Origin of the sequence: Paractinoplanes deccanensis, from assembly GCF_016862115.1 — a bacterium.
In the GTDB taxonomy this organism is placed as follows: Bacteria; Actinomycetota; Actinomycetes; order Mycobacteriales; family Micromonosporaceae; genus Actinoplanes; species Actinoplanes deccanensis.
Window position 1 is genome coordinate 35,247 of the sequence record NZ_BOMI01000053.1, and the last position, 19,587, is coordinate 54,833.

The window sequence follows — 19,587 nt, forward strand, 5'->3', positions numbered from 1 at the left end:
TTCGCGGGTTAATCGTCGAGAAAGGTGGTCTGGAGCTCCGTGTCTGTCGCTAACCGGACGAAAGACCGTAAGTGGCCCAGCAAGGCCGTTCTGCTGCTCCTCTGCGGGCTCCTCACCGGGGTGGTGGTCTCGGCCGCGTCGTTCCCGGCGTTCGCGCTCGGCGGCCTGGTCGCCAAGGCCGGCGCCGAGGAGTTCGCGTCGCTGCCGAGCACCATCGAGCAGCAGGCCGCCCCGCAGGTGACGCGGGTCTTCGCCAACGACGGCAAGACGCAGATCGCCGTGCTCTACGACGAGTTCCGCAGCGACGTGCCGATCACCCAGATCTCGCAGTACATGCAGGACGCCATCGTCGCCGCCGAGGACCACAAGTTCTACGAGCACAACGGCGTCGACCTCAAGGGCATCGCCCGCGCGTTCGTCAACAACAACAACGGCGGGTCCAAGCAGGGCGCCTCCACCCTGACCATGCAGTACGTGCGCATGGCCCAGGCGTACGGCGCGAAGACGCCGCAGGAGGCGATCGACGCGACGAAGGACAGCCCGGAGCGCAAGGTCACCGAGATCAAGTACGCGCTCCAGGTCGAGAAGGACCTGGACAAGAAGCAGATCCTCGAGCGCTACCTCAACCTCGCGCCGTTCGGCAACGGGGCGTACGGCATCTACGCCGGCAGCCAGGTCTACTTCAAGAAGACGCCGAAGAACCTGACGATCGCCGAGGCCGCGCTGCTCGCCGGCATGGTCAAGGCGCCGACCGCGTTCGACCCGACCACCGCCACCGGCTACCCGCAGGCGCTCGACCGGCGCAACTACATCATCGACAACATGGTGCAGCTGGGCCAGATCACCAAGGAGCAGGGCGACGCGGCCAAGAAGACCAAGCTGGCGCGGACGACCAACCGCCCGGGCAACGGCTGCACCAACGTCGCCAAGAACAACTGGGGCTTCTTCTGCGACTACTTCTACCGCTGGTGGATGGAGCAGAAGGCGTTCGGCAGCAACGCGTACGAGCGGGAGCGCCAGCTGAAGACCGGCGGTTACCGCATCGTCACCTCGCTGGACATCAAGGCGCAGACGGCCGCCCGCACCGAGATCAGCAAGAAGATCAAGGACAGGAACAAGAACGCCGTCCTGATCGCCGCGGTGGAGCCCGGCTCGGGTGAGGTCAAGGCGCTCGCCGCCAACCGCACCTTCAAGCTCGACAACGGCAGCAACCCGCTGAGCTCGAACCCGCAGACCCGCAAGTACGGCGCGAAGGCCACCTACCCGAACACCACCAACCCGATCATCACGGGCGGTGGCGACATCAACGGCTACCAGGCCGGCTCGGTGTTCAAGATGTTCACCATGGTGGCGGCGCTGGAGAACGGGCTCGAGCTGAGCCACTCGATCACCTCGGACTACTTCTACAAGTCCCGCTACCCGGTTGCGTTCAACTCGCCGGCGGCCTGCCCCGGCACGTCGTTCTACTGCCCGGAGAACGCGTCGAAGAGCGAGAAGGGCACGTTCAACATGTGGACCGGCTTCGGCAAGTCGGTGAACACCTATTTCGTGCCGCTCCAGGAGCAGGTCGGCGCGGAGAAGGTGGTCGACGTCTCGAAGCGGTTCGGCATGCAGTACCGCTCCACCGACCGTGACCTCATCGCCACCCCGGAGGCGGCGCACCAGTTCGGCGCCTTCACCCTCGGCGTGACCGCGTCGACGCCGCTGGAGATCGCGAACGCGTACGCCACCCTCGCCGGCGACGGCATGTACTGCGCGCCGACGCCGATCACGCAGATCTACGCGTCGAACGGCTCGAAGGTGAAGGCCGGCCAGCCGTCGTGCAAGCGGGCCACCACCGCCGACGTGGCCCGCAAGGCCCTCGACGCGGCCCGCTGCCCGGTCGGCGACCGCGCCCAGCTCGGCAACTGCGCCGGCGCCACCGAGCCGAACGCGTACCGCACGATCAAGCACCCGATCTTCGGCAAGACCGGCACCACCGACAACGACAAGACGGCGTCGCTGGTGGTGGGCTCGCGCAACCTGGTCGTGGCCGGCTACATGGTCAACCCGGACTGGGCCAACCACACCGACCGCATGCCGCACAGCATCGTCAACCCGGTGGTCTACCGCACGCTCGCCGACTACATGGAGGGCCAGCCGAGCGTCGAGTTCAAGAAGCCGGGAGAATAACGGGACGTTTGACGGCGGCCTGCCCGGGTATCGCGCACCGACCACCCGGCAGCACGAGATCAACCAGAGGTCGACATGTCGTTGGAGTACCGGATCGAACGCGAGTCGGGCACCATCACGGTGGTGCCCGAGGGAGACATCAGCCTCGAGACGGTCGATGTGCTCAGGGAGGTCCTGCGCGGCACCGTCGAGGCCACCGACAGCGACCGCATCGACGTCGACATGAGCGGCGTCACCTTCCTCGACTCCAGCGGCATCGGCGTCCTGGTCGCGGCCCAGCGCCTGGCCGCGTCCCGGGGCGCCACCCTGATGCTGCGCGAGCCGACGGCCATGGTCCGCATGGTCCTCGAGATCGCCAACCTCGACGGCATCCTGGTCCGCGACCCCGCCAACGACTGACGGACGCGCGCCTTTGCCCCTGTGGGCGAAGGCGCGCCGTCATGTCCCCATGGCGGCCGTGGGCGGGGGACGGTAGGCCATGACTACCGAGACACTGACCGTTGACGTTGTGGATGAGCACCGGTGGCGGGTTGTCGTCGACAACGGGCCGACCAACCTCGTCACCCCCGAGCTCGTCCGGGATCTGCACGCGACAGTGGAGCGGATCGTCGCCGAGCCGGAGCTCAAGGTGGTGGTCTTCGAGAGCGCGAACGAGCTCTTCTGGGTCAACCACTTCGACCTGGCGCGGATCAAGGACTTTCCGCCGCTCTGGACCGACGCGGTGATCAAGCTGAGCACCGCGCCGGTCGTGTCGATCGCGAAGGTCCGGGGGCGGGCGCGCGGCGGCGGTGACGAGCTGCTGCTCGCCTGCGACATCCGGTATGCCAGCCGGGAGCGTGCCGTCGTGGGCCAGATCGAGGTCGGCACCGGCATCCTGCCCGGCGGCGGGGCGACCGAGCGGCTGCCCCGGCTGATCGGCCGCGACCGGGCCCTCGAGGCGATCCTGTCGGCCGACGACTACCCGGCCGAGCTGGCCGAGCGGTACGGCTGGGTGACCCGCGCGGTGCCCGACGCCGACCTGGACGGCGTGGTCGACGCGCTGGCCACCCGGCTCGCCGGCTTCGACAAGCAGGCCCTGGCCGCCGCCAAGCGGCAGGTCAACCGGGCCACCCTGCCGCCGGAGGCCGACCTGCACGCCGCGTACCAGGAGTTCCTGGCCTCGCTGAGCTTCCCGGGCTACCCGCGGCGGCTCGGCGGCCTGCGCGAGCTCTTCGCCCAGCACGGCCCCCGGCTCGAGGTGGACCTCGGCCCGCTACTCGGCGACATCGCGTAGCGCCGGGGCCACCTCGGTGCCGAGGCGGTGCACGGACGCGCGCACCGCCTCGGCCGGGAGATCGCCCCAGTCGACCAGGGCCTGGACCCGGTCGAACGGCACCGCCTTGTGCAGCAGCCGCAGCTTCTCGGCGATCTGCTCGCTGGTGCCCACCATGAGGTGACGGTCCGGTCGCAGCCCGTCGGCCCAGGCGGCGGGTGAGACCGTGATGCCGGGGCTCTCGGGGCGCTTGGGCCGCAGGAACTCGCGGTAGTGGGGGTAGGCCGCGCGGGCCTCCTCCTCCGTCGCCGTGGCGAGGAAGTGGACCGCCAGCCCCACCCGGGTGCCGCCGGCGGCCCGGTAGAGGTCGACGAGCCGCCGCAGGTCGTCCGGCGTGCCGCCGATGTAGCCGAGGATCAGCGGGAGGCCCGCGGCCCCGGCGCGCAGCACGCTGCCGGGGCTGCCGCCCGCCCCGATCCACACGGGCAGCGGCTGCTGCACCGCGCGGGGCACCACGGCGGCCGGCACCAACGGTGCCCGGTGCCGGCCCGACCAGGGCGCCGTGTCGCCGTCCCGCAGCCGCAGCAGCAGGTCGAGCCGTTCGGCGAAGGCCTCGTCGTACCGGTTGATGTCGACGCCGAAGAGCGGGAACGGGTCGGGGTAGGCGCTGCGGCCCGTCGTGATCTCGGCGCGGCCGCCGCTGATCAGATCGAGCGTCGCGAAATCCTGGTAGACCCGCACCGGGTCGTGCACGCTGAGCACGGTCACCGCACTCGTCAGCCGGATCCGGCCGGTGCGTGCCGCCACGGCCGACAGCACCGGCACGGGCGAGGAGACCAGGAAGTCGGGGCTGTGGTGCTCGCCCACGCCGAAGACGTCCAGTCCCACCTCGTCGGCCTGCACGCCGAGCTCGACGATCCGGGCCATGCGCCGCGCCGGGTCGCCGTGCAGGTCGGTCAGGGTCGAGACGCCGATCTCGATCGTCATGACCGGGTCGCGGTCTCGTCGTCGACGGTGATCCAGCCGTTGCCCAGGTCGGTCTCGCCGATGTGGTAGTAGCGGTCGTCGCCCAGGCGGGTGAACGAGTCGCGCAGCGGCAGGCGGTGCCCGCCCATGGTGATGGTGCCCTCGAAGACGAGGGTGTCGCCCTGCCAGCCCGTCGAGCGCTGGGTGGCGCGGCCGCCGTTGGCGTCGAACCACTCGGCGACGAACTCGCCGGCCTGCTCGTCGTAGCCCCAGATGTAGCGGGCCGTCAGCGGGTCGGGGTTCTGGTCGGTGGCGACCTCCTCGGTGCGCACGATCGTCCAGTGCCCCCGGTCCTCGCGGCTGCCGGTGATGACCATCTCGATCGGCTTGCCGGCCCCGAACGGGGTGTCGTGGAACCGGCCCTCGGCCTTCCAGGTGCCGACGAAGAAGTCGAGCTCGTCCATGCTCATGTCAGTGCTCCTCAGTGAAGTGGAAGGGGTATTCCGTTTCCGTACGCTAGCCTAAACGGAAGAGGTCTTCCAAATATTCGGGAGTGTGATCGATGGCACGACGGGCCGACGCGGAGCGCAACCGGGCGCTGGTCGTCCGGGCGGCGGAGGAGGTCTTCGGCGAGGCCGGGATCGACGTGCCGATGAGCGAGGTGGCACGGCGGGCGGGGGTCGGCATCGCCACGGTGATGCGCAACTTCCCCGCCCGCGAGGAGCTGATCGAGGAGACGTTCCTCGCCGCGATGAGGGACTACGCCACGGCGGCCGCCGCCGCGGCCGCCGACCCCGACCCGTGGCAGGGCTTTCGCGGCTTCCTCGGCTACCTCGTGCGGGTGCAGGGCGGCAACCGCGGCTTCAACCAGGTGCTGACCACCATGTTCCCCGGGGCCGAGCGGCTCGAGGCCGAGCGGCAGGCGGCGCTGCGCGACTTCATCCGCCTGGTCGGGCGGGCCAAGGCCGCCGGCAAGCTGCGCGCCGACTTCTCGCCGCACGACCTGCCGCTGTTCCTGCTGGCCACCTCCGGCGTCGTGCGGCCCGGCAGCGAGGCCCTCGCCGTGGCCGGGCGGCGGCTCGTCGCCTACCTGCTGCGCGCCTGCGAGGCCGGCGACACCGAGCCGCTGCCACCCGCGCCGGGCGCGCGCGAGCTCTACCGCGCGCTCGAAAACAGTTCGCGGGGGCGACCGGCGTGACCCGTTAGGCCATGGTCGTCGCCGCGGGCGGGCGGGGGACCGGTGGCGTGGTTGTACTCGACTCATGCCAGACATCACTCATCAGACCGCGCCGACCCGGTTCGCCGAGGCGGGCGGCATCTCGTACGCCTACCGGCGCTTCGGGTCGGGCGGCCAGGTGCCGCTGGTGCTGCTCCAGCACTACCGCGGCAACCTCGACAACTGGGACCCGGCGCTGACCGACGGGCTCGCCGCGTCGCGCGAGGTGATCCTCGTCGACTACGCCGGCGTGGGATCGTCGACGGGCGAGCCGGCCACCTCGGTGGCACAGAGCGCCCGCCACATCATCGCCTTCACCGAGGCGCTCGGGCTCGAGCGGATCGACCTGCTCGGCTTCTCGCTCGGCGGCTTCGTGGCGCAGGAGATCGCCCTCGTGCGACCCCGCCTGATCCGCAAGCTCGTGCTCGCCGGCACCGGGCCCAAGGGCGCGCCGGGCATGCACGCGTGGCGGCCCGACATCGAGTCGCACGCGCGGGCGCAGGTCAACGACGCCGAGGACCTGCTCTACATCTTCTTCGCGCACACCGAGACCAGCCAGCAGCTCGGCAAGGAGTTCCTCGGGCGCATCTTCGCGCGCACCGAGGACCGTGACGCGCCGACCACGATCGCCGTCCGCGACGCCCAGTTCGACGCCATCATCGAGTGGGGCATCCCGGACCTGTCCGCGCTGGAGCGGCTGACCGGCATCACCGCGCCCACGCTGATCCTCCAGGGCGACGACGACCTCATGATCCCCACCAAGGGCAGCCACACCATGGCCGGGCTGATCCCCGGCGCCCGCCTGCGCATCTACCCCGACGCGGCGCACGCGTCCCTTTTCCAGTACGCGACCCGGGCGGCCGCGGACATCAACGAGTTCCTGGCCGGAGAGGAAGACCGATGACCGAGCTGCTCGACGAGATCCTGGAGACCTACGGCGGCCGCACGGCCTGGGCGGACGCCCGGCAGATCAGCGCACGCCAGTTCTTCGGCGGCGTGCTGTGGGCGATGAAGGGCTGGCCCGGCGCGCTGAACGACGTCCAGGTCACCGTCGACCTGCACCGTGAGCACACCCGCCAGGAGCCGTTCTTCGCCGACGGCCACCACACCGACTTCACCCCGCAGCGGGTCGCCGTCGAGACCGACGGCGGCGACGTGGTCGAGGAGCTGCTGGACCCGCGGGCCTCTTTCGCGGGGCACGAGCTCACCACGCCCTGGACCCGGCTCCAGCTGGCCTACTTCTCCGGGTACGCGATGTGGACGTACACCACCGAGCCGGCCTCGCTGCTGCTGCCCGGCGTCGAGACCGAGGAGATCGGCGGCTGGACCGAGGACGGCAAGAAGTTCCGCCGCCTCGCCGTCACCTATCCGGCCGGCATCGCCACGCACACGCCGCGCCAGGTGCTCTACGTCGACAGCGACGGGCTGATCCGCCGCCGCGACTACACCGTCGACATCGCCGGCCGGGCGCCGAGCGCGCAGTACGCCCTCGACTTCGCCACGGTCGACGGGCTCGTCGTCGCGACCAGCCGCAAGATCTACAGCACCGACGAGAACAACCACCGGATCCCGGATCCGCTGATCGTCTCGATCGACCTGAAGGACGTCACGGTCCGATGAGGACCGGCGGGGCCCCGGGCTACGGCTCGGGGTCCCCCACCACCGAGCGCAGCTGCGCCCGGCTGCTGATCGCCAGCTTGGGATAGATCTGATAGAGGTACGAGCCGATCGTCCGGCTCGACCGCTGCATCACCACCGCGATCTCCTTGTTCGTCATGCCCCGCGCCGCCATCCGCGCGATCCGCAGCTCCTGCGGGGTGAGGACCTCGGCCGCGTCGACGCCCCGGCCGCCGGCCGCCACGCCGGCCGCCCGCAGCTCCACCGCCGCCAGCTCCGCCCACGGCCGCGCACCGGCACGCTCGAAGACGAACAGCGCCTCACCCAGCTGCTCGCGCGCCTTGAGCACCAGCCCCCGGCGGCGCAGCCACGCCCCGTACGCCAGAAGCGTGCGGGCCAGCTCGAGTGGAATGCCCGCCCGCCGTGCCGCCGCGGCCGACCGCTGGAAGTGCGGCTCCGCGCCCTCCTCGTCGAGCAGCGCGCGGCCGCGGGCGGTCAGCGCGCGCAGATGGTCGGAGTCGAGCAGGCCGGCGCCGGTCTCGGCCTCCGCCAGCGTCGCCCGCGCGGCCGCGATCAGCTCCCCGTCGCCGGTGCCGGCCGCCGCCTCGACCAGATCGCCGACGGCGTTCCAGGCGACGACCCGATGGGCCCGCGCCCCGCGCAGCGCGGACCACGCGTTCGCGTACTGCCGCTCGCGGAGTGCCAGCAGGCCCGTCGCCCACGAGCCGACGGCCAGCACCAGCGCCGAATGGCCGCCGGCGCACACGCTCGGGGCCTGCGCCGGGGCGGACGTCCAGGCCCGCGCCAGCGCGTGGGTGGTGGTGGCCAGGGCGCCGAGCACCGGCAGGCCCAGGCACTCGGCGTGCTCGCGCGCCCGGTCCGTGTGCGCCGCGGCGTCCTCCAGCCGGCCGCCGAGGACGAGGCTCAGCGACCGCTCGGCGAGCCGTCGCACCTCGTCGGTGGTGGCCGTCGCGGTGGTCGACATGGCGTCGTCGAGCAGGTCCCACGCCTTCGCGGCGGTCACCGGGTCGTGCAGGGTCTCGGCGGTACGAGCGGCCGCGATCAAGAAATGGCGGGTGGGCCGGCGCAGCTCCGGCACGTCGGCGAGCACCCGCTCGCGCAGCGCCGTGAGGACCCGGGGCAGCCGTTCCCGGGCGCCGGCCGCGCCGCCGAGCGGGTCGGTCCAGCTGCGGCTCAGCGCCAGCACGTCGCTCACCAGCGTCGCGTCCATCGCCGCCAGCGCCGCGTCCACGCTGCGCAGCAGCTCCGCCCGGACGTCCGGGGACACCTCGTGCGTCCACGCCATCGACCCGGCGGCGATCAGCATGCGGGCCGCGGCCTCCCGCTCGTACGGGGACGACGGATCGGTGGCCGCGCGCAGCGTCGCCCCGATCGTCTCGGCCGCCGACCGGCCGGCGAGCCCGTCGGTCAGCACCAGGATCGAGCGGGTGAGCTCGGCCTGTGCCAGCACCGCGCGCGGCGGCGACAGCGACGTCACCTCGCCGATCAGCCGCCACGCCTCGGCGTTGCGCCCCGCCTGCCGGGCCAGCTCCGCCGTGCCCGCGAGCCGGCGGGCCCGCTCCTCGGGGGCCGCGGAGAGCGCCGCGGCCCGGCGCAGGAACCGGATCGCGCGCCGCTCGGCGCCGTCGCCGGACGTGCGGGTGGCGGCGGCCTCCAGCTCGGCCGCGGCGGCCTCGTCGGCGCCCACCGTCAGCGCCGAGCGGTGCCACGCGGCCCAGCCCGGGTCGAGCGCGCCGGTGGCCACGGCGCCGTGCGCGACACTGCGCTCCGACCAGGTGGCCGCCCCCTGCACCGCCGCGCGCACCAGGGGTTGCCGGAACCGCACCCGGTCGCCGGTGATCACGACCAGACCGGCGCGCTCCGCCGGGTCGAGGTCCTCGGGCCGCAGCCCGGCGCGGGCCGCGGCCGACATGAGCTCGCGCAGCGGCTGCTCCTCCGCGCAGGCGAGCAGGACGAGGAACCGCCACGTCGCCGGGGGCAGGGTCGCCGCCTCGGCGAGGAGGCTGGCCCGCAGCCTCCGGGTGACGGGCAGCGGGCCGCCGTCGTCGCCCCGCTCCGACAGGACGGTGGCGAACTCGCGCAGCGCGAGCGGGTTGCCCTGAGCCATCTCGATGACACGGCGGCGCGCGGGAGCGGACAAGGTGGACGCGTGGGACGTCAGGAAGTCCTCGGCCGCGCGCACCGCAAGGGGGCGCAAGCGGATCGCCTCGCCCGGCCACCGCAGGGGAAGCCGCGAAGCGGCGACCAGCAGGACCGGCGTGGTGCGCAGGCGATGGGCGACGAACTCCAGGACGCCCGCGGTCAGCTCGTCGAGCCACTGCGCGTCGTCGACCACGACGGTCACCGGCCGGTCGGCGGCGAGGCTCTCCAGCAGCCGCAGAGTGGCCAGGCCCAGGTGGGCCCGGCTCGCCCCGGCGGGGTCCAGGCCGAACTGCGCGCGCAGCGCCGTGCGGAGAAAGGCCGGCAGGCCGTCCGCGCGGTCGAGGACCTCGTGCAGCAGCTCGTGCAGGCCGGCGCCCGGCTCGGCCGTCTCGCAGCGCAGTCCCGAGCAGCGCAGCACGAGACTTCCGCGCTCCCGCGCGCCACGAGCCACCCGGTCGAGGACGGTCGTCTTGCCCGAGCCGGCGTCGCCGCCGATCACCACCGCTCCGGCGGTCGCCTCCACCCATGCGCCGATCTCCATGAGGCAAGCCTGGTGACGGAGGTCGCGAGCGTGTATAAGTCACGTGACTGAAGGGGCCGGCGGGTGGCGTGCTTAGGCTCCCGTCATGATCGGACGCAAGGCCGAAATGAGCGCCCTGACGGCCGCGCTCGGGTTCACCGAGGGCATCGTCGTCGAGGGTGGCGCCGGCATCGGCAAGACCACGCTCGTCGCCGCCGTGGCCGACGCGGCGCAGGCGCGCGGCCTGCGCGTGCTGCGGTGCACCGGCTTCGAGAGCTTCGCCGTCTTCGGCTACTCGGGCCTGCAGGAGCTCCTGCCGCCGCTGATGCCGCTGGCGGACGCCCTGCCCGGCCGGCAACGGGAGGCCTTGCTGGTCGCCCTCGGCCTGGCCGACGGCTCCGCCCCCGACCCGCTGCTGGTCAACCTCGCCCTGCTCGGCCTGCTCGAGGAGGCGGCCGCCGAGACACCGGTGGTCGTCGTGGCCGACGACGCGCAGTGGCTCGACCCGTCCAGTCTCGCCGCCCTCGAGTTCATCGCCACCCGGCTGCGGGACGCGCCGGTCACGCTGCTGGCCGCCGTGCGCACCGGCAACCCCGTCCTGGCCGGGGCCGGGGTCCGCCGCCTGCGGCTCGGCGCGCTGAGCGCCGGCGAATCGGCCGAGCTGCTGTCGGCCGCGGCGCCCGGCCTCCCCGGCGACCTGCGCGAGCGCATCCTGGCCGAGGCCGCCGGCAACCCGCTCGCGCTGCGCGAGCTGGGCGGCGAGGCCCGGCATCTGGACGCCGGGGGCAGCCTGCCCATCACCCGCCGCATCGAGCGGGCCTTCCTGGGCGACCTGTCGTCGCTGCCCGAGCCGAGCCGGCGGCTGTTGCTCGTCGCGGCCGCCGGCGGTTCGCTCGCGGAGGTCCTCGCGGCCGGGGCCCTGGCCGGCGCCGGGCCGGCCGACCTCGAGCCGCTGGAGCACAACCGGCTCATCGTGGTGGAGCCGGGACGGCTCGAGTTCACCCACCCGCTGGTCCGCTCGGCCGTCTACGGCGCCGCGTCGCTCTCGCAACGGGCGTCGGCGCACCGCTGGCTGGCCGAGGTCGTCACCGACCCGGTCCGGGCCGCGTGGCACCGGGCCTCCGCCACGCCGGGGCTCGACGAGGAGGTCGCCCGGGAGCTCACCGAGGCGGCCGAGGTGGCCCGGAGCCGCGGCGCGCTGCGCGAGGCCGTCGAGGCCCTGCGCCGGGCGGCCGCCCTCTCGCCGGCCGTGCCCGGTCGCGCCCACCGGCTCGCCCTCGCCGCCGAGCTGGCGCGCCAGGCCGGGCTCTCGGTGCTCTGCCAGAGCCTGCTGCTGCAGGCCATGCCGCTGGCCGACGCGTCGGCCGACGCGGTCAACCTCGCCGCCACCGAGCTGCTGCTCGGCATCGAGTACGGCACGCCGGTGCGCGGCGCCGAGCAGGTGATCGGGCTGGCCGCCCGGATACCCGGCGACAACCTCCAGCGGATGCGGGCGCTCAACACGGCCATCGGGCGGGCCTGGGGCTTCGCCCACGATCCGGAGACCATGAGCCGGCTGCACCAGGCCGTGCTCGACCTCGTCGACGAGGGAGTCTGGCAGCGCGACATCGGGCTGGCCATCACCGACCCGGCCGGCCAGGCGCCCCGGGTGCGGCCGCGGCTGCCCGAGCTGCTGGCCGAGGCGCTCGCCTACGCGTTCGTGAACGGCCGCGAGAGCGTGATGGGCAGCAGCCGCAGCCTGTCCATCTTCGTCTGCGCCGCCGAGGCCCAGCAGGACCTCGACACGGCCGGCGAGTGCTGGGAGCTCTTCTGGCGCTTCCACCACTGTTCCGGCACCCTGGCGGACGAGTCGTTCGGGTTGCAGGGGCGTGGGCTCAACCGGCTGCTCCGCGGCGACCTGAGCGGCGGCGTGGCCGACGCCGAGCAGGCCCTCGACCTGGCCCACGGCAACGGCCTCGTCCGCATCGCGGGGCAGGCCGCGGCCATTGCCGCGCTCGGGCACGCGCTGCGTGGCGAGACCGCCGAGGCGGAGAAGCGCATCGCCGACAGCGCCGAGCTCAACGAGAGCCAGCCGTACGCCCTGACGACCGCCCGGGCACATTGGGCGGCCGGGCTGCTGGCCGCGGCCGACGGGCGGCACGCGCAGGCCTGGCGGGAGCTCGCCGAGGTGGCGGCCCACCCGGCGACGGGACTGTGGGCGCTGGCCGACCTGGCGGAGGCGGGAACCCGCAGCGGCCACACCGAGGAGGCCGAGGAGGCGGTCGCCGCGGCCGAGAAGCAGGCCGCCGCGTTCGGCTCGGCGCATCTGTGGGCGATCGTCCATCGCGCCCGGGCGATCGTCAGCCCGGACGAGGGCTCGTACCTGCGCTCGATGGCGAGCGCCGAGGAGGCGGGCAACCCCCTCGAACTGGCCCGGACCCGCCTGGCGTACGCGGAATGGCTGCGCCGCGGCCGCCACATCGTGCGGGCCCGCGAGCCGCTGCAGGCCGCGCTCGCCGAGTTCCGCCGGGCCGGGGCGGCGCACCTGGCGGAGCGGGCGGCCCGCGAACTGCTCGCCACCGGCACGGCGCCCGCCGGCGCCCGCGACGCCGACCGCTTGCAGCTCACCCCGCAGGAGCTGCGCATCGCCGAGCTGGCCGCCGGCGGGCTCACCAACAAGGAGATCGCCGACCAGCTCCACCTGTCGCCGCGGACCGTGGCGACCCATCTCTACAAGGCGTTCCCGAAGCTGGGCGTGACCACACGCGCCCAGCTGGCGCGGTCTTTCAGATGACTCCGTAGCGCATGGCGTGCGCGATGATGTGCGACCGGTTGCGCAGCCCCAGGCGCCGGGTGATCGTGTGGATGATCCCCTTGACCGTGCGCTCCGAGTAGCAGAGCTTCGCGGCTATCTCGGTGGTCTCCAGGCCCTCGGCCATCAGCCGGATCACGTCGATCTCGCGCGGGGTCAGCCCGGCGGCGTTGAGGCCAGCCTCGTCGAGCACCCGCTGCTGCAGGGAGCGCAGGTGCTCCAGCAGGTCGCCGACGAGCGGCGGCGGCAGCATCCCGTCGCCGGCGGCGACGGCGGTCACCGCCCGGCTCAGCCGTTCGGCGGTCACCGCGGCGCGCGGGAGCACCGAGTGCACCCGGCACTCGACCGCGAGCAGCAGCTCCGAGTCGTTGATCTTGTCGAGGACGAGCACCACGGGACGCCGGGTGGCGGCGGCCGAACGGCGCAGCGCCGCCACGACCCGGGCGTCCAGGCGGTCGGCGGCGAAGACCAGCACGTCGCCGCCGGCCTCGTCCTGAGGAAGGACCCGCAGCTCGGGCCGGTCCGCCAGCAGCACGGTCAGCCCGGCGAGGGTGAGCGGGTCGGTCGCCTGCACCGACACGTCGAGCGTCTTGACCAGGGCCTGGGTCATGGGAGTCCTCCTTCGCGGCTTGCTTCGGCAACAGTGCCGCGCGCGCCGCGAGGAGGCATAAGTCAGATCACTGAACCTCGGCGAGCGCCTGGTGGACGGAGCGCACCGCGGCCGATCCCTCGCCGACCGCCGCCGCCACCCGCTTGAGCGAGCCCTGCCGGACGTCGCCGACCGCGAAGACCCGCGGGACGTTCGTCCGGAACAGCGCGTCGGTCTCGACGAAGCCGGACCTGTCGAGCCGTACGCCCTCGAGCCAGCCGGTCGCGGCGACGGCGCCGATGAAGCTGAACAGCCCGCGGCACGCCAGGGGCTCGTCGCGGCCGGTGAGGGTCAGGCTCTCGACGTGGTCGCCGCCGCCGATGCCGCGGATCTCGGTGCCGGTCAGGACCGTGATGCGCGAGTCGGCGAGGATGCGTTCCACCAGGTAGGAGGACATCTTCGCGTACAGGTCGGGCCCCCGGACGATCAGCGTGACGTGACTGGCGTAGCGGGCCAGGTGCAGCGACGCCTGCCCGGCCGAGTTCGCCCCGCCGACCACCGCGACCGGCTCACCGGCGATGCCCTGGGCCTCCAGGTCGGTCGCCGCGTGATAGATGCCGTTGCCGACGAAGTGGTCCCACCGGTCGATCGGCAGCGAGCGGTACGCGGCTCCGGTCGCGACGATCACGGCCCGCGCCGGGATCTCGGTGCCGTCCTCCAGCAGCAGCACGTGCTCCTTGTCGCCCTGGCGCAGCGCCGCCACCCCGCACGGGGTGGCGATCTCGGCGCCGAACTTGAGCGCCTGCACCGCCGCCCGCGTGGTCAGGTCGAGGCCGCTGAGCCCGAACGGGAAGCCGAGGTAGTTCTCGATGCGGGCGCTGGTGGCCGCCTGGCCGCCGGTCGCGACACCGTCGAGCAGCAGCGTGCTCAGCCCTTCCGAGGCGCCGTAGACGGCCGCCGCCAGCCCCGCCGGGCCCGCGCCCACGATGGCGAGGTCCACGGTTCCCCGTCCGATGCTGCGGTAGGTCAGCCCCAGGTGCTCGCTCAGCACGCCCGGCGTGACGGCGCGCATCACGGTCTCCGGGGTGATCGCCACGGGCAGGTCCCGGTCCGTCAGCGCTGCCTCGGCGAGGACGCGGCGGCCCTCGCCGGAGGTGGCGTCGAGCCAGAGGTGCGGCAGCCCTTGCCGGCTCAGGAAGACGCGCAGGGCGAGCCCGCCGGCCGAGCGCGGGTCACCGACGATCGTCGTCGTCTGCTCGGCGCCGAGCCGCAGCAGCCGCCGCCGGGCGAGGAACGCGCGCAGGAAGAGGTCGCCGAGGTCGGTCTGCTGGGCCATCAGCCGCCGGAACTCGCCCTGGCCGATCACCAGCACCGTGCCGGACTCGACAACGGTCACCGCCTGGTTGCGCGTCTGGCCGGTGAGCAGGCTCAGCTCCCCGGCGAAACCGCCCGGCCCGTAGGTGAACGAGCCGTCCCACAGCGTGGCGGTCCGGCAGAGGATGAGGTCGCAGTTCGCCTCGCCCACCTCGTACAGCCGGGTCCCGGCGGTCACGGTCAGCTCTTCGCCGTACGCGGCCGCGCGCCCGAGCTGCTCGGCGGTGAGCCGGGCGGTCGCGGCGGCGGGCAGGTCCTCGATCTCGGGAAAAGACGTCCTGTTCACCCGGCAACGGTGGCAGGCGCCGGTGGCGTCCGTCACCCGCTGAGCGTTCGCGGCGTCACAGGGGCAACGGTGGTTGCCCGCCGCGCCGCTAAGCTCGATCGCGTGCCAGCTCAGAGCGCCTTCTTCGTCGGTCGGGAGCGTGAGCTGTCCCACTTCCGGGAGCTTCTCGCCGAGGTGGGCGCCGGCGGCCGCGCCGTGCTGGTCGAGGGCGAGGCCGGCATCGGCAAGAGCACCCTCGTCGACGCGGTGTCCGGGCTCGCCGCCGAGCAGGGGTTCCGCGAGCTGCGCTGCACGGGCGTGGCGAGCGAGACGACGTCCGGCTTCGCGGGCCTGCACGAGCTGCTCCACCCCGTCCTGGACCGCCTGGCGACCCTGCCCGAGCGGCAGCGCCAGGCGCTCGAGGTGGCGCTCGGCCGGGCCGACGGTCCGGCGCCGAGCCGGCTGATGACCGGCCTCGCGGTGCTCGGCCTGCTGGAGGAATACGCGTCCGAGCGGCGCACTCTCGTCGTCGTGGAGGACGCGCAGTGGCTCGACGCGTCGACGGCGCAGACCCTCGCCTTCGTGGCGCGCCGGCTGTCCCAGGCCCCGGTGCTGATGGTCGTGACCGTGCGGGCCGCCTCGGAGCTGTTCGCCTCGCTGCCGCAGATGCCGCTCGGCCCGCTCTCCGGCGAGGAGTCCGAGCGGCTCCTCGCCGCCCGCCAGCCGGAGCTGCCCGGCCCGGCCCGCAAGCGGATCCTCGCCGAGGCCGTCGGCAACCCGCTGGCGCTGACCGAGCTGCCGCAGGCGGTGGCCCACGCGCCCGGCGCGGCCGCCGCGTGGCTGCCGATGACCCGCCGGCTCGAGCAGGCCTTCCTCGACGGCGCCGCCGGCCTGCCCGAGCGCTCCCGGCAGATGCTGCTGCTGGTCGCCGCGGCGCCCGAGTCGTCGCTGCGCCAGCTGATGGCCGCGGCGGCCGGCGCCGGCCTGACCCTCGACGACTTCGCCCCGATCGAGCGGGCCCGGCTGGCCTGCGTCTCCGGCGACCGGGTGGTGCTGCGCCACCCGCTGGTGCGCTCGGCCGTCTACAACGCGGCGTCGTTCGCCGAGCGGACCGCCGCCCACCGGCTGCTGGCCGCCGCCGCCACCGACCCCGACCGGGCCGCCTGGCACGCCGCCGCGGCGACCCCCGACTACGACGACGAGGTGGCCGCCGCGCTGGAGGGGACGGCCGACCGCGCCCGCGACCGCAGCGCGCAGACGGAGGCGGTCGCGGCGCTGCGCCGGGCCGCGGCCCTCTCGTCGTCGACGGCCGATCGTGCCCGCCGGCTCGCGGCCGCCGCGGAGATAGCCCGGCAGGCCGGCGAGGTCGCCGACAGCGCCCAGCTGGTCGGCGAGGCATGGCCGCTGGCGACCGACGCCGACGTGCTCGCCCACCTGGCGCTCACCGAGGTCGCGCTGGGCGCCAGCGCCGCGGTGCCCGGGCACAGCACCGACGAGCTGCTCGCCCTCGTCGACCGCCTGGCCGGGCCGGACGGCGGCGACCACCGGACGCAGCGGCTGCGCGTGCTCGCCACGGCGGCGACCGCGCACGCCATCCAGGGCCTCCCCGGCGAGCTGCGTGACCGGCTCGCGGCGGCCATCGACGCGGCTGCCGGCGGCGAGCGCGGGCCGCACGTGCTGGTCGGCCGGGTGCTGCTGCACCCCGCCGAGCATGCCGCCGAGGCGCGCGAGCTGCTGCCGGGCCTGCACCGGACGGTCCGCGACTACCTCGCCGGCGGCCCGCCGAGCCGCTCACAGATCATCATCGGGATCGGCCTCGCGGCCCAGGCGGTGCACGACCTGCCGGCCGCGCTGCAATGGTGGAACCTCGGCGTCGACCACTTCCACCGCGCGGGCGCGACCGGCGACGAGGCGTGGACCATGCGCGAGCGGGCCCTGATCCGCATCGGGCTCGGGCAGCTCGACGAGGGCCTGGCCGACGCCGAGATGGCCTTGCGGCTCAGCGTTGACCTCGGGCTGCGCGTCACCGCGGCCGACTCGGCGCTCGCCGCCGCCCGCGCGTACGCGTGGAAGGGCGACAACGCCCGCGCGCTGGCGGCGGTCGAACGGGGCGCCGGCGTCGACCTCACCTTCATCAAGGCCCGCGCCAGCTGGTCGGCCGGGCTGATCGCGCTCAACCAGCACCGCTACGAGGACGCGTGGACCGCGCTGTCGGCCGCGCAGGCCATCGCCACCACCGGGCTGTGGTCGCTGGGCGACCTGACCGAGGCGGCGGTGCGCACGAACCGCGGCGCCGAGGTGGAGCCGCTGCTGCGGCGGGCGGCGCGGCAGGCCGAGTTGTTCGCCAGCCCGTACCTCACCAATGTGGTGCACCGTGGGCTCGCGCAGGTCGCGCCGGAGGGCGGGGCCGAGGAGCACTACGAGGCGGCGCTGGCCACGGCCGGCCGCGAGGCGGGCGCGCTCGAACTGGCCCGCACCCGGCTCGCGTACGGCGAGTGGCTGCGCCGGCGCCGGCGCATCGTCGACGCCCGCGAGCAGCTGAGCGCGGCCCTGCGGGCCTTCGAGACCGCTGGCGCCCACCCGTGGATCGAACGCGCCTCGACCGAGCTGCGGGCCGCCGGGGTCGCGCCCGTCTCGGCGCGGCCGGGCCGGGACGTGCTCGATCAGCTGACCGCGCAAGAGCTGCGCATCGTCGAGCTGGCCGCCGAGGGGCTGACCAACAAGGAGATCGCCGACCAGCTCTACCTGTCGCACCGCACGATCGGCACGCACCTGTACAAGGTGTTCCCGAAGCTGGGCGTCAGCAACCGCGCCCAGCTCAGAAACGTGCTGTCCAGTTCTCGCGCTCGTACAACGGCTTCAGGCCGGCTCTGACCATGTTGGACAGTGACTGGTTGCCGTCGCCCCGCCACGTCTCGGCGTAGAGATGCCGGCATCCGGCCTCGGCGGCGGCCCGCGCGCGGGCGGCGATGAGGGCCGACTGGGCGCCCCGGCCGCGGTGGCCCGGTTTCGTGGCGGCGGCGTTCAGGGCGGCGCTCTCTCCGTGCAGATAAAGGTTTGCCCCCGCCACGATCTCGTCGCCGTCCCAGGCCGCGAAGGGACGCCAATGGTCGCGGCCGGCCGTCGCGGCGAGCATGGCCGTGAGATCGCCGGTGGGCATGCCGAAGGTCTCCAGCACCGTGTCGGCCCACCGCTCGGCGTGGTCCGGCGTCACCGGCGCGATGCGCAGCCCGGTGGGCGCGGCGGCCTCGGCGACCGCCGCGGGATCGCCGCCCAGTTTGACCCACGTGCCGGTCTTCTCGAGGCCGCGCGAGGCGAAGCCGTCCGGCAGCACCGAGGGGATCAGCTGGAGGACCGCCTGCCGCACCCCGTGCGCGCGGTAGAAGTCGAGCACCTCGTCGAGCACGGCGAGCGTAAACGGCTCGGTCACGCCGAAGCCGAGCGCCTTGCTCCAGTAGCCCGACGGGTCGTTCGGCATGGCCAGCGCCACACCGCCGCCGATCCGCGCGGCCGCCACGCCGAGACGAGACCGCGCGGGCTCCGGCGTGCCGGTCTCGTAGGCGTACATGAACTCGGCCTCGGTCAGCTCGATCATCTGGTGAAGACCACCTTTCCGGTGCGCCCGGGAGCGCTCGCGTGCTCGATGGCGCGAGCGTAGTCGGCGAGGGCGTACTCGGCGGCGATCTCGGTGCGCAGGACGCCCTCGGCGATCAGGGCGGTCACGTCGGCGTACACCCGCTCGATCTCCTCCCGGGGCGCGGCCGCGATCCAGTTGTTGAGCCAGAAGCCGTGCACGGTGAGGTTCTTGAAGAGCAGATGCGGCGTGCTGAGCGTGAACGGCTGCTGGCTGAGCGCCCCGAAGCTGACGATGTGGGCGCCCGGCGCGAGGACGGCGGCGAGCTCGGTGACGACCGGGCCGCTGACGCCGTCGAGCAGCAGCCTCGGGCGATCGCCGGCCAGCGCCGCGGCGATCTGCTCCGTGAGCGTGCCGTCGCTGACCACCACGGCGTCGCCGCCCCGCACGACCGCGTCCGCCCGCCGCACCACGTTGAGCGTGCGCACGCCGCGGAGCTTCGCGAGGGCGTTGACGAAGGTGCCCAGGCCGGAGTTCGCCGCGGTCTGGACGACCCAGTCGCCCTCCCGGAGCTCGCCGTACGAGAGCAGCAGGTAGGCGGTCGCCGCGTTGATGCCCGCGGTGGCGAGCTGGGTGACCTCGGCCCTCGGGTCGGCGCGCACCACGAAGCGCTCGGGGACGACGATCTCCTCCTGCCACGTGCCCGGCCGCGGGTTCGGCAGCACCAGCACGAGGTCGCCGGTCCGCACGGCCGTGACGCCCGCGCCGGTCTCGGTCACCACGCCGACGCCCTCGCCGCCCACCGGGGAGGGCAGCGGCGGCCGGACGGCGTAGCGGCCGCTCAGCGTGAGGAAGTCCGACGGGTTGAGCGGCGCGGCCTCGATGGCGACGCGCACGTCCGTGTCGCCGAGCGGCGCCGGCTCGGCCTCGACGAGGGTGACGGGCTTGCCGTACTCGTGCAGTTGAACGGATTTCATGCGGGGGAACGCTATTGCCGATCCCCGGGCGCACGGGCCGCGCGGGCGGCATCGTGCACCCGGGGGCAGCCGGCGCTTCCCGCCGCGCCGGGCCGTCATCTTACGTAGGGC

Annotated in this window: 15 protein-coding genes; 8 read left to right on the forward strand and 7 right to left on the reverse strand. The window is 73.9% G+C overall.

From position 1 onward, the window contains the following. The first annotated feature begins 39 nt into the window (after window positions 1-39). From Ade02nite_RS14500 to Ade02nite_RS14510, 3 genes are all read left to right on the forward strand, one after another. Window positions 40-2,172 (forward strand): transglycosylase domain-containing protein, encoded by a 2,133-nt coding sequence (locus Ade02nite_RS14500; protein WP_203762275.1) that lies wholly within the window; start codon window positions 40-42, stop codon window positions 2,170-2,172. A gap of 75 nt (window positions 2,173-2,247) precedes the next feature. Beyond that, entirely contained in the window at window positions 2,248-2,571 is a 324-nt protein-coding gene (locus tag Ade02nite_RS14505; RefSeq protein WP_203762277.1) for an STAS domain-containing protein, read from the forward strand. Window positions 2,572-2,650: 79 nt separating this feature from the next. Beyond that, on the forward strand, window positions 2,651-3,445 hold the full coding sequence (locus Ade02nite_RS14510; RefSeq protein ID WP_203762279.1) for an enoyl-CoA hydratase/isomerase family protein: 795 nt from the start codon (window positions 2,651-2,653) through the stop codon (window positions 3,443-3,445). Here the strand turns inward: Ade02nite_RS14510 and Ade02nite_RS14515 are convergent. Together Ade02nite_RS14515 and Ade02nite_RS14520 are read right to left on the reverse strand one after the other, a co-directional pair. Continuing rightward, window positions 3,425-4,411 carry an LLM class flavin-dependent oxidoreductase gene (locus tag Ade02nite_RS14515; protein ID WP_203762281.1) on the reverse strand — a complete coding sequence of 329 codons (987 nt, stop codon included), beginning with the start codon at window positions 4,409-4,411 and terminating at the stop codon, window positions 3,425-3,427. The genes Ade02nite_RS14510 and Ade02nite_RS14515 overlap by 21 nt on opposite strands. Continuing rightward, window positions 4,408-4,860 (reverse strand): hypothetical protein, encoded by a 453-nt coding sequence (locus Ade02nite_RS14520; protein WP_203762283.1) that lies wholly within the window; start codon window positions 4,858-4,860, stop codon window positions 4,408-4,410. The genes Ade02nite_RS14515 and Ade02nite_RS14520 overlap by 4 nt, the downstream gene beginning before the upstream one ends. 92 nt (window positions 4,861-4,952) lie before the next feature. Here Ade02nite_RS14520 and Ade02nite_RS14525 point away from each other — a divergent pair, with 92 nt between their 5' ends. The 3 genes from Ade02nite_RS14525 to Ade02nite_RS14535 all read left to right on the forward strand — a co-directional run bounded on the left by Ade02nite_RS14525 (window position 4,953) and on the right by Ade02nite_RS14535 (window position 7,226). Beyond that, a complete protein-coding gene (locus Ade02nite_RS14525; RefSeq protein ID WP_203762285.1) occupies window positions 4,953-5,588 on the forward strand; it encodes a TetR/AcrR family transcriptional regulator in 636 nt (211 codons plus the stop codon). A gap of 64 nt (window positions 5,589-5,652) precedes the next feature. Continuing rightward, window positions 5,653-6,510, forward strand: coding sequence for an alpha/beta fold hydrolase (locus Ade02nite_RS14530; protein WP_203762287.1), 858 nt, complete (start codon window positions 5,653-5,655; stop codon window positions 6,508-6,510). Continuing rightward, window positions 6,507-7,226, forward strand: coding sequence for a hypothetical protein (locus Ade02nite_RS14535; RefSeq protein ID WP_203762289.1), 720 nt, complete (start codon window positions 6,507-6,509; stop codon window positions 7,224-7,226). Before Ade02nite_RS14530 ends, Ade02nite_RS14535 begins: the two co-directional genes overlap by 4 nt. 19 nt (window positions 7,227-7,245) lie before the next feature. Here Ade02nite_RS14535 and Ade02nite_RS14540 read toward each other — a convergent pair whose 3' ends face one another. Beyond that, window positions 7,246-9,927, reverse strand: a complete 2,682-nt coding sequence (locus Ade02nite_RS14540) for a helix-turn-helix transcriptional regulator (protein WP_203762291.1) — start codon at window positions 9,925-9,927, stop codon at window positions 7,246-7,248. 85 nt (window positions 9,928-10,012) lie between these two features. Between Ade02nite_RS14540 and Ade02nite_RS14545 the strand changes: the two genes are divergently transcribed. Further along, window positions 10,013-12,679 (forward strand): ATP-binding protein, encoded by a 2,667-nt coding sequence (locus tag Ade02nite_RS14545; protein WP_203762293.1) that lies wholly within the window; start codon window positions 10,013-10,015, stop codon window positions 12,677-12,679. Here the strand turns inward: Ade02nite_RS14545 and Ade02nite_RS14550 are convergent. Both Ade02nite_RS14550 and Ade02nite_RS14555 read right to left on the reverse strand, forming a co-directional pair. Next, a complete protein-coding gene (locus Ade02nite_RS14550; RefSeq protein ID WP_203762295.1) occupies window positions 12,672-13,307 on the reverse strand; it encodes a helix-turn-helix transcriptional regulator in 636 nt (211 codons plus the stop codon). The genes Ade02nite_RS14545 and Ade02nite_RS14550 overlap by 8 nt on opposite strands. A gap of 67 nt (window positions 13,308-13,374) precedes the next feature. Continuing rightward, a complete protein-coding gene (locus tag Ade02nite_RS14555) occupies window positions 13,375-14,946 on the reverse strand; it encodes an FAD-dependent oxidoreductase (RefSeq protein WP_203762297.1) in 1,572 nt (523 codons plus the stop codon). A 102-nt stretch (window positions 14,947-15,048) separates the two neighbouring features. Between Ade02nite_RS14555 and Ade02nite_RS14560 the strand changes: the two genes are divergently transcribed. Further along, the gene (locus tag Ade02nite_RS14560; RefSeq protein ID WP_203762299.1) at window positions 15,049-17,799 is read left to right on the forward strand and encodes an AAA family ATPase; all 2,751 of its coding nucleotides are present in this window, start codon (window positions 15,049-15,051) and stop codon (window positions 17,797-17,799) included. Here Ade02nite_RS14560 and Ade02nite_RS14565 read toward each other — a convergent pair. Next, window positions 17,744-18,520, reverse strand: a complete 777-nt coding sequence (locus tag Ade02nite_RS14565; RefSeq protein WP_203762301.1) for a GNAT family N-acetyltransferase — start codon at window positions 18,518-18,520, stop codon at window positions 17,744-17,746. The two genes, Ade02nite_RS14560 and Ade02nite_RS14565, sit on opposite strands and share 56 nt — an antisense overlap. Next, window positions 18,517-19,476 (reverse strand): zinc-dependent alcohol dehydrogenase family protein, encoded by a 960-nt coding sequence (locus tag Ade02nite_RS14570; protein ID WP_203762303.1) that lies wholly within the window; start codon window positions 19,474-19,476, stop codon window positions 18,517-18,519. The genes Ade02nite_RS14565 and Ade02nite_RS14570 overlap by 4 nt, the downstream gene beginning before the upstream one ends. Window positions 19,477-19,587: the final 111 nt, after the last annotated feature.